Source organism: Aeromicrobium ginsengisoli, assembly GCF_004134905.2.
Classification (GTDB): Bacteria; Actinomycetota; Actinomycetes; order Propionibacteriales; family Nocardioidaceae; genus Aeromicrobium; species Aeromicrobium ginsengisoli.
The window spans coordinates 276,660-289,311 of sequence record NZ_SDPQ02000002.1 but is presented as its reverse complement, the minus strand read 5'-3'; the positions used below and the strand labels follow the sequence as shown (position 1 = coordinate 289,311).

The following is a 12,652-nucleotide window of genomic DNA, read 5'->3' as shown; positions in this document are numbered from 1 at the left end:
GGCTCAAGGACCGCGTTGATCGTCATCTACTCGACCGTGACGGACTTGGCCAGGTTGCGGGGCTGGTCGACGTCGTGGCCCAGGACCGAGGCGAACTCGCTGGCGAAGATCTGCAGCGGCACGACCGCGACGAGCGGCTGCAGCAGCGTCGGGACCTTGGGCAGCCGGACGAGGTGATCCGCGTACGGCACGACGTCCTCGTCACCGTCCTCCGCGAGGACGATCGTACGAGCGCCGCGGGCGCGGATCTCCTGGATCGAGCTGACGGTCTTCTCCTGCAGCTGGTCACGGCCCTTGGGCGGCACGACGACGAAGACCGGCAGACCCTCCTCGATCAGCGCGATCGGCCCGTGCTTGAGCTCGCCGGCGGCGAAGCCCTCGGCGTGGATGTAGGCCAGCTCCTTGAGCTTGAGCGCACCCTCGAGCGCGACCGGATAGCCCGCGTGACGGCCGAGGAACAGGATCGACCGCGAACCCGCGAGATCGGCGGCGAGCTTGCGCATCTGGTCACCGTCGTCGAGCATCCGCTGCACCGCGGCCGGGATCTGCTGGATGTCGGCGATGATGTCGCTGATCTCGTCGCCGTACTTGGTGCCCTTGACCTGCGCGAGATAGAGCGCGAGCAGGTAGCACGCGACGATCTGGGCGAGGAAGCCCTTGGTCGAGGCGACCGCGATCTCCGGTCCCGCGTGGGTGTAGATCACGGCGTCGGACTCGCGCGGGATCGTCGAGCCGTTGGTGTTGCAGATCGACAGCACGCGGGCCTTCTGCTGGCGGGCATAGCGAACCGCCATGAGGGTGTCCATCGTCTCGCCGGACTGGCTGATCGACACGACGAGGGTCGACCGGTCGATGATCGGGTCGCGATAGCGGAACTCCGAGGCCAGCTCGACCTCGCAGGGGATGCGGGTCCAGTGCTCGATGGCGTACTTGGCCACGAGCCCCGCGTACGCCGCGGTGCCGCACGCCACGATGATGATGCGGTCGACGTCGCGCAGCTCGCTGTCGGACAGCCGCATCTCGTCGAGCTGCAGGCGACCGTCGGCGGAGTGCCGGCCCAGCAGCGTGTCGGCGACGGCCTGCGGCTGCTCGGCGATCTCCTTGAGCATGAACCAGTCGTAGCCACCCTTCTCGGCAGCCGACACGTCCCAGTCGACGTGGTACTCCTTGGTCTCCGCGGGGTTGCCGTCGAAGTCGGTCACGACGATGTCGTCCGGCGTGATCGTGACGACCTGGTCCTGGCCGAGCTCGATCGCGTCGCGGGTGAACTCGATGAACGCCGCGACGTCCGAGCCGAGGAAGTTCTCGCCGTCTCCGCGGCCGACGACCAGCGGGGAGTTGCGGCGGGCGCCGACGACGACGTCGGGCTTGGCGGCGTCGCAGATCACCAGGGTGAACGCGCCCTCGAGCTTGCGGCACACGGCGCGTACGGCCTCGGGCAGGTCGTCGGTGTGCTCGAGCTCGTCGTGCAGCAGGTGCGCGACGATCTCGGTGTCGGTCTCGGAGAGCAGCTCGTGTCCGCTGGCCTCGAGCGCTGCGCGCAGCGTCGCGAAGTTCTCGATGATGCCGTTGTGCACGACCGCGATGCGACCGGTCTGATCGAGATGCGGGTGTGCGTTGCGGTCGTTGGGTGCGCCGTGCGTCGCCCAGCGCGTGTGGCCGATGCCCGTGTGAGCGACCGGCAGCGGCCGGGCCTCGAGCTCGGCGTCGAGGTTGACGAGCTTGCCGGCCTTCTTGGCCGACACGATCGTGCCCTCATGGACGAGCGCGACTCCGCCGGAGTCGTACCCGCGGTACTCAAGACGCCTCAGGCCACCCATGACGACGTCGAGCGCAGAGCGCTGTCCGACATATCCGACGATTCCACACATGGGGTCCAGACTACCGGCGCGACGGGTGGCCACCGCCGTCGCGTGAGGCCTGCGAGGGGACCGCGTGTGCCCGTCATACGAGGCAGGCGCGAGAATGGCGGCATGACGCGCGACCAGTCACCGTATGTCGAGCTCGAACGCGCCGCATGGGCCGCGCTCGCCGGTGACGCCCCGCAACCGCTGCAGCCGGCCGAGATCGAGCGCGTACGAGGACTCGGCGACGAGCTGGACCTCGAGGAGGTCCGCCAGGTCTACCTGCCGATGACGCAGCTGATCAGCATGCGCGTACGCCTCGCCGGTGCGCTCTACCAGGCCACCGAGGCCTTCCTCCACGCTCCGCAGGCCAACCGCACGCCCTTCGTCATCGGCATCGCCGGGTCCGTCGCGGTCGGCAAGTCGACCACGGCGCGGCTGCTCCGCGAGCTGCTGTCGCACTCCCCCGACCACCCCGTCGTCGACCTGGTCACGACCGACGGCTTCCTGTTCCCCAACGCCGAGCTCGAGCGCCGCGGGCTGCTGGAGCGCAAGGGCTTCCCCGAGTCGTACGACCGCAAGGCGCTGCTCCGGTTCGTCATGGAGGTCAAGTCCGGCGTCGAGGTCGTCTCCGCGCCGGTCTACTCGCACCTCACCTACGACCGCACCGAGGAGGTCGTGACGCTCAAGGCGCCCGACATCGTCATCGTGGAGGGCCTCAACGTCCTCGCGCCGGCGCGGCCCCGCGGCGACGGCAGCCCCGGCCTCGCGGTCAGCGACTTCTTCGACTTCTCGATCTACGTCGACGCCTCGGGCCGCGACCTGCGCCGCTGGTACGTCGACCGCTTCCTGACGCTGCGCAAGACCGCGTTCGCGGACCCCGCGTCCTACTTCCACCGCTACAGCGCACTGACCGACGAGCAGGCGGAGGCCCGCGCTGGCGAGCTGTGGGACACGATCAACCTGCCCAACCTGCGCGAGAACATCCAGACCACCCGCGGGCGGGCATCCCTCGTCCTGCGGAAGGGACCCGATCACTCGGTCGAATGGGTCCGCCTCCGCAAGATCTGAGCGATCAGAGGTCGCAGACCTCCTGCTTGTACGTGAACGGCGCCGAGCTCTTGGGCGGCGCGCTGTTCTCCTGGTCCGTCGTGGCGACCCGGGCTCAAACGTCGTGGCGTCCTGCTGGTTGACATTCGAGCACGGGAAGCTCGGAGTCACCTCGAAGAAGGTGACGGACTGAGGCGCGACCGGCGCCTGTCCCCGACAGTGCCGGAATCGCTTGGACTCGTGCGCTCGCACCTAGCGCGTGCGGACGTACTCGCCGAGCCAGCCGACCTGCCGGAACCCCAGCTTCTCGTTGACCGCGATCATCGGGCCGTTGCTCGCGGCGTTGTACGTGTGGACGTGTCGCCGGGTCGCGAGCAGGTCCGCGGCCTCCTCCATCGCCCGCACCTTCAAGGAGAGCCCGAGGCCGTGGCCACGATGGTCGGCCAGCACGAGGGTGTCCCACTGGTACGCGTTGAGGGCGTCGGTCTCGGAGAACTGCAGCTGCGTGTGGCCGGCCAGCACGCCATCGGGTGACACCGCCGCGACGACCTGCATCACGCGACCCTGCAGCCGGAGGAGCTGCTCGTCGGTGCGGATGCGGGCGCGGTCGAAGAACTCGTTCTCGAGCGGATAGTCGCCCGACGGCGCCTCCTGCACGATCAGCGACAACAGATGGGCGTACTGGTCGATCCACTCCTCCGGACACGGTCCGCGCCACGCGTGCAGCGTGTAGCCGTCGCGCGGCGGCGCCTCCGGCAGGTCCGCGGGCAGCGTCAGCACCCGGTGCGCGTCGACCAGGTCGCGCCGGAAGCCCATCGCCTCGGCGAACGCCGTGCGGCCCGAACCCTTCTGGTCGAGATCCCACCGCACCTCGACGTACAACGTGTGCCGGCCCGCCACTCGGGCGATCTCGGCGATCCGCGCCAGCACCGCGGTGCCGTGACCCTGGCGGCGATGCTCCGGCCGTACGACGACGTCGATGTAGCCGAGGTCGAGGTTGTCCTTCTGCGGGAGCTCGACGTAGCCCATCCCAACCGGCGTCCCGGAGTCGTCGCGGGCCAGGACACCCGCGATCCGCAGGTGCGGCACGTCCTGCAGCAGCTCGGCCCGTTGCTCGCGCGCCGTGTAAGGCCGGTCCCACTCGTCGTCGTGCCCGGCGACGTACACGTCGTGAAAGGCCGCGAACTGGTCGTCGTTCGCGGGATCGAGGAGCTCGAGGATCGTCACACGTTCGCGCGGCGGATCGACAGGGTCCCGGATGTCACGGCAACGCGCAGATCGGCAGCGAGACCGACGCATTGCCGGTCGACTTCGCGGGAGCGGCATCGAAGACCAGAGCAGTGCCGTGGACGACCACCGTCCCGCCCCCGTCCGTCACGACGTCCATGTGCGCGACACCGCGACCGTCCTGCACCACCGTCCGATCACCCTCGGGCGTCGAGAACTTCACCGGGCGCCCCTGGCGAGCTGGGAAGAAGTCGGCCCACGCGCTGACGATGTTGTGCCCGGTGTTGTCGCAGCTGCGTGTGACACCGAAGTACTCGACCTTCTGACTGACCACCGGGAGCTTCTTCGGAGTGCCGGTGATGGCAGGTTTGCCGCCGCCCGCCGGGACGACGTAGCGCCAGTAGTGCGTCCGGGTGTCGGTGGTCTGGAAGTAGAAGTAGCCGTTGGGTGCGCTCTTGGTCGTGAGCTTCGTCGTCCACACGCCCGTCGTGCCTGAACGGTACTGCAGCTTCACAGTCCGGACGCCACCCGAGGGTATCGTTCCGGACGGGGAGATGTGTTCACCCTTGATCGCGTTCGGGTACTGGAAGAAGATGTCCAGCGCACCTGCCGCACTGGCGGACTGGGTCGCCGCACCCGCGGCGACAAGAGCGGCGGCGGACAGGGCGACTGCACAGAGCGCGCGTACGGCTCGCATGTGGGTTCCCTCCTTGGAAGAAAGCTCATCTCGCCTGAACGCTACAGACGCTCTCGAGCCTCGTCATGTGAATACCGGGATTCCTCCCGGAAGGGGCGAAGGGCCCGGTCGGCATGCCGACCGGGCCCTCACAGACCGTCAGAGGATGATGAAGTATCCCCGCTGCACGGAGATGGATGCCGGAGAACCGCTCTTGGCCGGCGCCCCGTTCGTGGCCTGGACGACAGGGACGATGCTGTAGGTTCCCGCGCCCTTGTTGAGGTTGAAGGGTGCGACTGCGTGACCCTTCGAATCGGTGTAGACGGTGACGTTGGTGCCGTTCGGGGTCGTGAACTTGACCGGACGCACGCGCGCCGGGTAGATCGTGATCACCGCGTGCACTGTCTCGTTCACGCTCCCACCATCGGTGTAGAAGTAGATCGGGTTCGGCGTGAGGTACGAGCCGACCTTCTGGGTCACGACCGTGATCTTCTTGGAGTTGCCCAAGATCTTCGAGTAGTCGCCGGTCGCCGGAGCGTAGAAGCGGTAGTAGCGGGTCTTGGTCGTGGTCAGGTTCGTGAAGGCGAAGTTCCCGGAGGAACTGCTCGTCGTCGGCGTGGACTTGGTGGTCCACGGATCGGTGGTCTTCGACCGGTACTGAAGCTTGACCGTGCGAGACGCTTGCACGTGCCCCGAGAGGTTGAACTTCTCACCGGCGATGACGGACGAGTAGGTGGTGGTGAGGTCTTTCGACACGGCAGCGCTGGCCGACTCGGTGGTCGCGCCGACCACGACGAGACCGGCCGCCGCCACGGCGGCAGCACTGATCAAACGGATGGACTTCATGGAGTACTCCTCGGGTTAGGCGAAATTCCCCAAAAAAGTACAGACCTATAAGACCGCTTGTCCGCGATTTACCCGAATTTCGCCAGACGTTCTCATGTCAGAGCGCGAGGGTCGCGCGCACCACGCCCGCGAGGTGCTGTGCGACCTCGGTCGCCTCGTCGTGCGTGGCCGCCTCGACCATGACGCGGACCAGCGGCTCGGTGCCGGATTGGCGCAGCAGCACGCGACCGCTGTCGCCGAGCCGCGCCGCGGCGATCGCGACCTCGCCCTGCAGGACGGGGTCGGTGTCGGCACGGGCCTTGTCGACGTCGGGCACGTTGATCAGCACCTGGGGCAGCCGCGTCATGACCGACGCGAGCTCTTCGAGCGTCTGACCGGTCTCGCGGATACGCGAGGCGAGGTGCACCGCCGTCAGGACGCCGTCACCGGTCGTCGCGAAGTCGGCCATGATGACGTGCCCCGACTGCTCACCGCCGAGGTTGAAGCCGCCCGAACGCATCGCCTCGAGGACGTAACGGTCACCGACGGCGGTCTGGATCACCGTGATGCCAGCTGCGTGCAGCGCCTGGACGAACCCCAGGTTGCTCATCACGGTCGCCACGACGGTGTCGTCGGCGAGCCGGCCGGCATCGCGCGCGGCGATGCCGAGGATCGCGAGGATCTGGTCACCGTCGACGACGGCGCCGGAGTGGTCGACCGCCAGGCAGCGGTCGGCGTCGCCGTCGAACGCGAAGCCGGCGTCGGCGCCGTGGTGGATGACGGCCTTCTGCAGGTCGTCGAGGTGCGTGGAGCCGCAGTTGAGGTTGATGTTGAGGCCGTCGGGCTCGGCGTGGATCGGGATGATCGTGGCGCCGAGCTGCTCGAACACCTGGGGCCCGACCTCGTAGGCCGCCCCATTGGCACAGTCGAGCACGATCGTGAGGCCGTCGAGCGGGCCGGGAGACGATGCGACCAGATGCTTGACGTAGGCACCCACACCCGCGTGGCTGTCGCCGATGCGGCCCACGTCTGACCCGGTCGGCCGGTCCCACGGCTCCTCGAGGCGCTGCTCGATCAGCAGCTCGAGGTCGTCGTCGAGCTTGAGGCCGCCGCGCGCGAGGAACTTGATGCCGTTGTCGGGCATCGGGTTGTGGCTCGCCGAGATCATGACGCCCATGTCGGCCTGGAGATAGGACGTCAGATAGGCGGCACCAGGGGTCGGCACGACGCCGAGCCGGTGCACGTCGACGCCGGCAGACGCAAGACCCGCGACCACCGCGGCCTCCAGGAACTCTCCTGAGGCGCGGGGATCGCGGGCAACGACTGCGGTCGGACGCTGGTCGGCGAAAGCACCGACCTCACCGAGGATGTGGGCTGCCGCGACCGCGAGGTCGACAGCCAGCTCTGCGGTCAGATCACGATTCGCGAGTCCGCGAACGCCATCTGTGCCAAAGATCCGGCCCACAGCGGTCTAGCGCTTGCTGTACTGGGGAGCCTTACGGGCCTTCTTGAGGCCGGCCTTCTTGCGCTCCTTGATGCGCGAGTCGCGCGTCAGGAGTCCGGCCTTCTTGAGCACCGGACGGTTGACCTCTTCGTCGATCTGGTTGAGCGAGCGGGCCACACCGAGGCGCAGCGCGCCGGCCTGGCCGGTCATGCCACCGCCGGTGACGCGAGCGATGACGTCGAAGCGGTCCTGCAGACCGGTCTCGGCGAAGGCTTCCTTGGCAATCTGCTGGTGCAGCTTGTTGGGGAGGTACTCCTCGAGCGGCTTGCCGTTGACGGTCCACACGCCGGTGCCCGGCACGATGCGGACGCGCGCGATGGCTTCCTTGCGGCGGCCCGTCGCGGCACCCGGTGCGATCGTCGCGGGCTTGTCGGAGGTGACAGCGGAGCCAACGGTCTCCGAGGTGTATGCGACACCCTCGGCGTTGGTCTCGAACTCGGTCTCTTCGGTGCTGGTCTCAGTCACGATGCTCTTCTTTACTGGGAGATCTGCGTGATCTCGAACGGCTGGGGCTTCTGGGCGTGGTGCGGGTGCTCGGGGCCGGAGTAGACCTTGAGCTTCGTGATCAGCTGATCACCCAGACGGTTCTTGGGGAGCATGCCGCGCACCGACTTCTCGATCGCCTTGCGGGCATCCTTGTCGAGCAGGTCACCGTAGGCGATGGACTTGAGTCCGCCCGGGTAGCCGCTGTGGCGGTAGGCCAGCTTGTCGGTGCGCTTGTTGCCCGACAGGGCGACCTTCTCCGCGTTGACGATGATGACGAAGTCGCCACCGTCGACGTGAGGCGCGTACGTCGGCTTGTGCTTGCCGCGCAGCAGCGTCGCAGCCTGGACGGCGAGACGGCCCAGGACGATGTCCTCGGCGTCGATGACGTGCCACTGACGGGTGATGTCAGACGGCTTGGGGCTGAACGTACGCACGGCGTGACCTTCTCGTTCTTGGTGGTGTGGCGGTTGATCAAAACTTTCGGCGGTCGCATCCGCGGCTCAAGCCGACGGAGACACGACACACAAGGTTAACCGGCGGCAGCCACTCGGGTCAAAACGAGGGGGCCCCTCGTCTCACACCCATGACCCCAGATCGTGTGAATTGCAGACCCGCACTAAGTTGGTTGATGGCTGCATCACCTCGCAGCAGGGCAATTCCCCGCCGTCACAGGAGACCCATCGTGACCGAAAACCAGACTTTGACCGTCCGCGACAACCGTACGGGCGAGGAGTACGAGCTCCCGATCACCGACGGAACCGTGCGTGCCGGCGACGTCGGCAAGATCGGCAAGACCGCCGACGCACCAGGCCTCGCGGTCTACGACCCCGGCTTCACCAACACCGCCTCGACCCGCAGTGCCGTCACCTACATCGACGGCGACAAGGGCATCCTCGAGTACCGCGGCTACCCCATCGAGCAGCTCGCGGAGAAGTCCACGTTCCTCGAGGTCGCCTACCTCCTGATCCACGGCGAGCTGCCCACCAAGGAGCAGCACGAGCGCTGGGTGCACGAGATCACGTTCCACACGTTCGTGCACGAGAACGTCAAGTCGCTGATGCAGGGCTTCCGCTACGACGCGCACCCGATGGGCATGCTGCTGTCGAGCGTCGGAGCGCTGTCGACGTTCTACCCCGAGGCGCGCAACATCAGCGATCACGACGTCCGCCACGAGCAGGTCGTCCGCATGATCGCCAAGATGCCGACCCTCGGCGCCTGGTCGTTCCGGCACGCGCAGGGCAAGCCCTACGTCTATCCCGACAACGACCTCAACTACACCGAGAACTTCCTCTCGATGCTGTTCAAGATGAGCGAGCCCAAGTACGACCCGGACCCCCGACTCGCCAAGGCCCTCGACGTCCTGCTGATCCTGCACGCCGACCACGAGCAGAACTGCTCGACCAACGCCGTCCGCTCCGTCGGGTCGAGCCAGGTCGACCCCTACTCGGCGGTCAGCGCCGGCATCGCTGCCCTCTACGGCCCGCTGCACGGCGGCGCCAACGAGGCGGTCCTCAAGATGCTCCGCCGCATCGGCACCAAGGACAAGATCCCGGCGTTCATCGAGGGCGTCAAGAACGGCGACGAGAAGCTCATGGGCTTCGGGCACCGGGTCTACAAGAACTTCGACCCGCGCGCGACGATCATCAAGAAGGCCTGCGACGACGTCTTCGAGGTCACCGGCGTCAACCCGCTGCTGGAGATCGCCCAGGAGCTCGAGCGCATCGCGCTGGAGGACGACTACTTCATCTCGCGCAAGCTCTACCCCAACGTCGACTTCTACTCCGGCCTGATCTACGAAGCACTGCAGTTCCCGCCCGAGATGTTCACGGTGCTGTTCGCCATCGGACGTACGCCCGGCTGGCTCGCGCAGTGGCTCGAGCTGGTGGACGACAAGGAGCAGAAGATCGCCCGCCCGAAGCAGATCTACACCGGCGATCGGCAGCTCGACTTCGTCCCCGCCGAGGAGCGCTGGAAGTAACCAGGTGTCCTGATGTTCCTTGAGCTTGTCGAAAGGACCCTTCGACAGGCTCAAGGTGCGGCACAGTGTCCGCATGAGCGAGACGCCGACCGCGGTTCCGGTACGACGACTCGGGCTGCTGCTGGTCAGCGTCGTGATCCTCGCTCTCACCCTGACGTGGGCGTTCCTCAGCATGCGAGCCGTCATGGAGGTCGGCGGCTCGTGCGCTGACGGTGGCCCGTACGTCAGCGCGCAGCCCTGCCCCGGTGGCGCCGGCTTCATCGGCATCGCGATTCCGGTCATGATTCTTGCGACGTTCGTCGGCAGCTTCGTGGCGATCAGCCTCAGCGCGCCGAACCTCCTCGTCCCGATGTGGACGTTCCTGTTCGGCTCGCTGGGCTGGAACTTCCTCGAGTACGCGATCACGTGGCCCGGCGGGGTCGACCCGGGCTGGCTGATCTGCGGCATCGTGTTCGAGCTCATGGCCCTGCCAGGGCTGGTCGTCATCGTGATGTCCCGTGGCGCGATGTGGACGTCGGGCAAGGGCGCCAGCAGCAAACCGGACGATTCCGGCCTGTGGTGGGGCATCTACCTCGCCCTCGGCACGATCGGCGCGGCACTGGGAGCGTGGTCCTTCTACTCGTGGCGCTGACCTGCCCGGTAGCGTGACCGGGTGCGATTGCGACTCGACCTCTCCTACGACGGCACCGGCTTTCGCGGATGGGCCGTCCAGCCGGGCCTGCGCACGGTCCAGGGCGAGATCGAGGCCGCGATCGCGATGATCCTGCGACTCCCCCGGTCGGCCCAGCTGACGTGCGCCGGCCGCACGGACGCCGGCGTGCACGCGCGCGGCCAGGTCGCCCACGTCGACCTCGACGACGTCGACCCGAAGCACCTCGAGCGCCGGTTGCGCAGACTCCTGCCCGAAGACATCGTCCTGCGCTCCCTGACCGTGGCGGCCGACGGCTTCGACGCCCGGTTCGCGGCGCTGGAACGCCGCTATGCGTACCGGATGTTCGACGGTCCGCCCGGACCCGACCCCCTGACGCGCACCTCGGTCGTACGCTGGCCGCGCCGCCTCGACGTCGATGCGATGAACGCCGCCGGCGACCGCCTGGTCGGCGAGCACGACTTCGCCTCGTTCTGCAAGAAGCGGGAGGGCGCGACGACGATCCGTACGCTTCGCCAGCTCAGCACGGTGCGCGACGGCGACAGCCTCGAGACGACGGTGCGCGCCGACGCGTTCTGCCACTCGATGGTCCGATCGCTGATGGGTCTGCTCGTGGCCGTTGGCGAGCGCCGGTACGAGCCGGAGTGGACCGACGAGGTGCTCGCCAAGGCCACGCGCGACGCCCGGGTCATGGTCATGCCGCCGCACGGCCTGGTGCTCGAGGAGGTCGTCTATCCCGACGACGCCGGGCTCGCCGCCCGTGCCGCCGAGTCACGCCGCAGGAGGGATGAATGAGTCTGCACCTGGCTCGCCTGACGATGCCCGTGTTCGAGGCGTTGGCGGCCGAGAAGGTCGATGAGGCCGAGCGGCTCACGGGGCTGACGATGAGCCCGTGGTTCGCCGAGCGGGTCGAGATCTGGCGCTACATGATCTCGTTGCTCGAGGGCCGGCCCGACAACGCCGACTGGCTCATGCAGGCCGTCGTGAGGGACGACGCCGCCATCGGCAACGCCGGGTTCAAGGGTGCACCGCTCGACGGCCAGGTCGAGCTCGGCTACAGCATCGCGCCCGAGCTGCGCCGCCGCGGCTACGCGTCGGAGGTCGTGCGACTGCTGCTCGACCGTGCCGCGGCTGACGCCCGAGTCGACCGGGTGATCGCCAGGATCAGGCCCGACAACGCGGCCTCGCTCGGCGTGATCACCAAGGCCGGATTCGTCCCGGACGGCGACTACCTCAGCCCAAACTCGGGTCTCCAGCTCCAGTTTGCTCACCCGATCGACCGACCACCGCGATGAGAGACTGAGCGGCATGGCGGTCACCTGGGAGGACGTCGTGGCGTATGCCGTGACGCTGCCCGAGGTCGCGGAGTCCACGTCGTACGGGACCCCGTGCCTCAAGGTCGCCGGCAAGCTCATGGCGCGCCTGCGCACGGAGGACGACGGCGGTCTCGCGATCAAGTGCTCGACCTCCGACAAGATGGCGCTCACCGGCGGCGACGACCCGGCCTACTACACGACGCCTCACTACGACGGCTACGACTACGTCCTCGTACGCCTCGACCTGGCCGAACCCGCTGAGCTGTTCGAGCTCATCGTCAACGCATGGCACATCGCCGCCCCGGCCACCCTGCGCAAGCGGCACGCCCCGTGAGCGCGTTCCTCGCAGCGCTGGTCGCCCTTGCCGGCCTCCTGGCGGGTCCTCCGGTTGCCGGTGTCGCCGACTACCAGCTCGGCGGTGCCTACACACCCGACTCCAGCGTCCAGATCGTCACCCGCGACCGCACGGCGAAGCCCGCCGAGGGAACGTACTCGATCTGTTACGTCAACGCGTTCCAGACCCAACCCGGCTCGTACGCCTGGTGGAAGGCGCATCATCCGAAGCTGTTGCTGCGCAACGCGAGCGGCAACCTCGTACGCGATCCCGGCTGGCCCGACGAGGTCCTGCTCGACATCCGTACCCCGGCCAAGCGGGCCACGCTGGCCAGGATCGTCGGGGCGTGGTTCGAGACATGCGCCGCTGACGGGTTCCAGGGCACCGAGCCCGACAACCTCGATTCCTGGACCCGCTCACGCGGGCTGCTCAGTGAGTCGCACGCGGTGGCGTTCGCCAAGCTCCTCGTCCGTGACGCGCATCGTGCCGGCCTCGCCATCGCCCAGAAGAACACGCCGGAGCTCTCCGCCAAGGGCATCGGCTTCGACTTCGCGGTGGCCGAGGAGTGCGAGGTCTACCGGGAGTGCGGCGCCTACACCAAGACGTACGGGCGACGGGTCATCGAGATCGAGTACACCGACAACGGTCGCGCCGCCTATCGCCGCGCCTGCGCGGCTCGCGCCGGCACCCACTCGATCATGCTGCGCGACCGCGACGTGGTGCCGCGAGGCGCTGCGGGCTACGTCTTCCAGACCTGCTGAGA

The 12,652-nt window shown here is 67.8% G+C and carries 14 protein-coding genes; 7 read left to right on the top strand and 7 right to left on the bottom strand.

The genetic code is table 11. The annotated features are described in order from the left end of the window. Positions 1-26 precede the first annotated feature (26 nt). Positions 27-1,871 (bottom strand): glutamine--fructose-6-phosphate transaminase (isomerizing), encoded by a 1,845-nt coding sequence (glmS, locus tag ESP70_RS08245; RefSeq protein WP_149688822.1) that lies wholly within the window; start codon positions 1,869-1,871, stop codon positions 27-29. A gap of 102 nt (positions 1,872-1,973) precedes the next feature. Between glmS and coaA the strand changes: the two genes are divergently transcribed. Continuing rightward, positions 1,974-2,915 (top strand): type I pantothenate kinase, encoded by a 942-nt coding sequence (coaA, locus tag ESP70_RS08240; protein WP_056209324.1) that lies wholly within the window; start codon positions 1,974-1,976, stop codon positions 2,913-2,915. A 231-nt stretch (positions 2,916-3,146) separates the two neighbouring features. On the opposite strand, the gene ESP70_RS08235 is transcribed toward coaA, so the two are convergent. The 6 genes from ESP70_RS08235 to rplM all read right to left on the bottom strand — a co-directional run bounded on the left by ESP70_RS08235 (position 3,147) and on the right by rplM (position 8,046). Beyond that, positions 3,147-4,121 (bottom strand): GNAT family N-acetyltransferase, encoded by a 975-nt coding sequence (locus ESP70_RS08235; protein WP_188110553.1) that lies wholly within the window; start codon positions 4,119-4,121, stop codon positions 3,147-3,149. A 34-nt stretch (positions 4,122-4,155) separates the two neighbouring features. After that, positions 4,156-4,818 carry a hypothetical protein gene (locus ESP70_RS08230; RefSeq protein ID WP_149688820.1) on the bottom strand — a complete coding sequence of 221 codons (663 nt, stop codon included), beginning with the start codon at positions 4,816-4,818 and terminating at the stop codon, positions 4,156-4,158. A gap of 138 nt (positions 4,819-4,956) precedes the next feature. Further along, positions 4,957-5,643, bottom strand: a complete 687-nt coding sequence (locus ESP70_RS08225; RefSeq protein WP_149688819.1) for a hypothetical protein — start codon at positions 5,641-5,643, stop codon at positions 4,957-4,959. 97 nt (positions 5,644-5,740) lie between these two features. Next, positions 5,741-7,087, bottom strand: a complete 1,347-nt coding sequence (glmM, locus tag ESP70_RS08220) for a phosphoglucosamine mutase (RefSeq protein WP_149688818.1) — start codon at positions 7,085-7,087, stop codon at positions 5,741-5,743. 6 nt (positions 7,088-7,093) lie between these two features. Continuing rightward, positions 7,094-7,591, bottom strand: a complete 498-nt coding sequence (rpsI, locus tag ESP70_RS08215; protein WP_056209340.1) for a 30S ribosomal protein S9 — start codon at positions 7,589-7,591, stop codon at positions 7,094-7,096. Between the two features lie 11 nt (positions 7,592-7,602). Continuing rightward, complete coding sequence (rplM, locus tag ESP70_RS08210; RefSeq protein ID WP_056209342.1) at positions 7,603-8,046, bottom strand: 50S ribosomal protein L13; 444 nt, start codon at positions 8,044-8,046, stop codon at positions 7,603-7,605. A gap of 248 nt (positions 8,047-8,294) precedes the next feature. On the opposite strand from rplM, the gene ESP70_RS08205 reads away from it, so the two are divergent. The 6 genes from ESP70_RS08205 (at position 8,295) to ESP70_RS08180 (ending at position 12,650) form a co-directional block, all read left to right on the top strand. Further along, on the top strand, positions 8,295-9,590 hold the full coding sequence (locus tag ESP70_RS08205) for a citrate synthase (protein WP_149688816.1): 1,296 nt from the start codon (positions 8,295-8,297) through the stop codon (positions 9,588-9,590). A 73-nt stretch (positions 9,591-9,663) separates the two neighbouring features. Continuing rightward, positions 9,664-10,221 carry a hypothetical protein gene (locus ESP70_RS08200; RefSeq protein ID WP_149688815.1) on the top strand — a complete coding sequence of 186 codons (558 nt, stop codon included), beginning with the start codon at positions 9,664-9,666 and terminating at the stop codon, positions 10,219-10,221. Positions 10,222-10,242: 21 nt separating this feature from the next. Then, a complete protein-coding gene (gene truA / locus ESP70_RS08195; protein WP_149688814.1) occupies positions 10,243-11,034 on the top strand; it encodes a tRNA pseudouridine(38-40) synthase TruA in 792 nt (263 codons plus the stop codon). Then, the gene (locus ESP70_RS08190) at positions 11,031-11,534 is read left to right on the top strand and encodes a GNAT family N-acetyltransferase (protein ID WP_149688813.1); all 504 of its coding nucleotides are present in this window, start codon (positions 11,031-11,033) and stop codon (positions 11,532-11,534) included. The genes truA and ESP70_RS08190 overlap by 4 nt, the downstream gene beginning before the upstream one ends. Positions 11,535-11,547: 13 nt before the next feature. After that, the gene (locus ESP70_RS08185) at positions 11,548-11,889 is read left to right on the top strand and encodes an MmcQ/YjbR family DNA-binding protein (RefSeq protein ID WP_149688812.1); all 342 of its coding nucleotides are present in this window, start codon (positions 11,548-11,550) and stop codon (positions 11,887-11,889) included. Continuing rightward, positions 11,886-12,650, top strand: a complete 765-nt coding sequence (locus tag ESP70_RS08180; protein WP_223148662.1) for an endo alpha-1,4 polygalactosaminidase — start codon at positions 11,886-11,888, stop codon at positions 12,648-12,650. The genes ESP70_RS08185 and ESP70_RS08180 overlap by 4 nt, the downstream gene beginning before the upstream one ends. The last annotated feature ends 2 nt before the right edge of the window (positions 12,651-12,652 follow it).

Coding starts and splice junctions, on each gene's coding strand:
- ESP70_RS08200 (WP_149688815.1), top strand. CDS start 9,664: ATGAGCGAGACGCCGACCGCGGTTCCGGTACGACGACTCGGGCTGCTG.
- glmS (WP_149688822.1), bottom strand. CDS start 1,871: ATGTGTGGAATCGTCGGATATGTCGGACAGCGCTCTGCGCTCGACGTC.
- ESP70_RS08185 (WP_149688812.1), top strand. CDS start 11,548: ATGGCGGTCACCTGGGAGGACGTCGTGGCGTATGCCGTGACGCTGCCC.
- ESP70_RS08230 (WP_149688820.1), bottom strand. CDS start 4,818: ATGCGAGCCGTACGCGCGCTCTGTGCAGTCGCCCTGTCCGCCGCCGCT.
- coaA (WP_056209324.1), top strand. CDS start 1,974: ATGACGCGCGACCAGTCACCGTATGTCGAGCTCGAACGCGCCGCATGG.
- ESP70_RS08225 (WP_149688819.1), bottom strand. CDS start 5,643: ATGAAGTCCATCCGTTTGATCAGTGCTGCCGCCGTGGCGGCGGCCGGT.
- ESP70_RS08190 (WP_149688813.1), top strand. CDS start 11,031: ATGAGTCTGCACCTGGCTCGCCTGACGATGCCCGTGTTCGAGGCGTTG.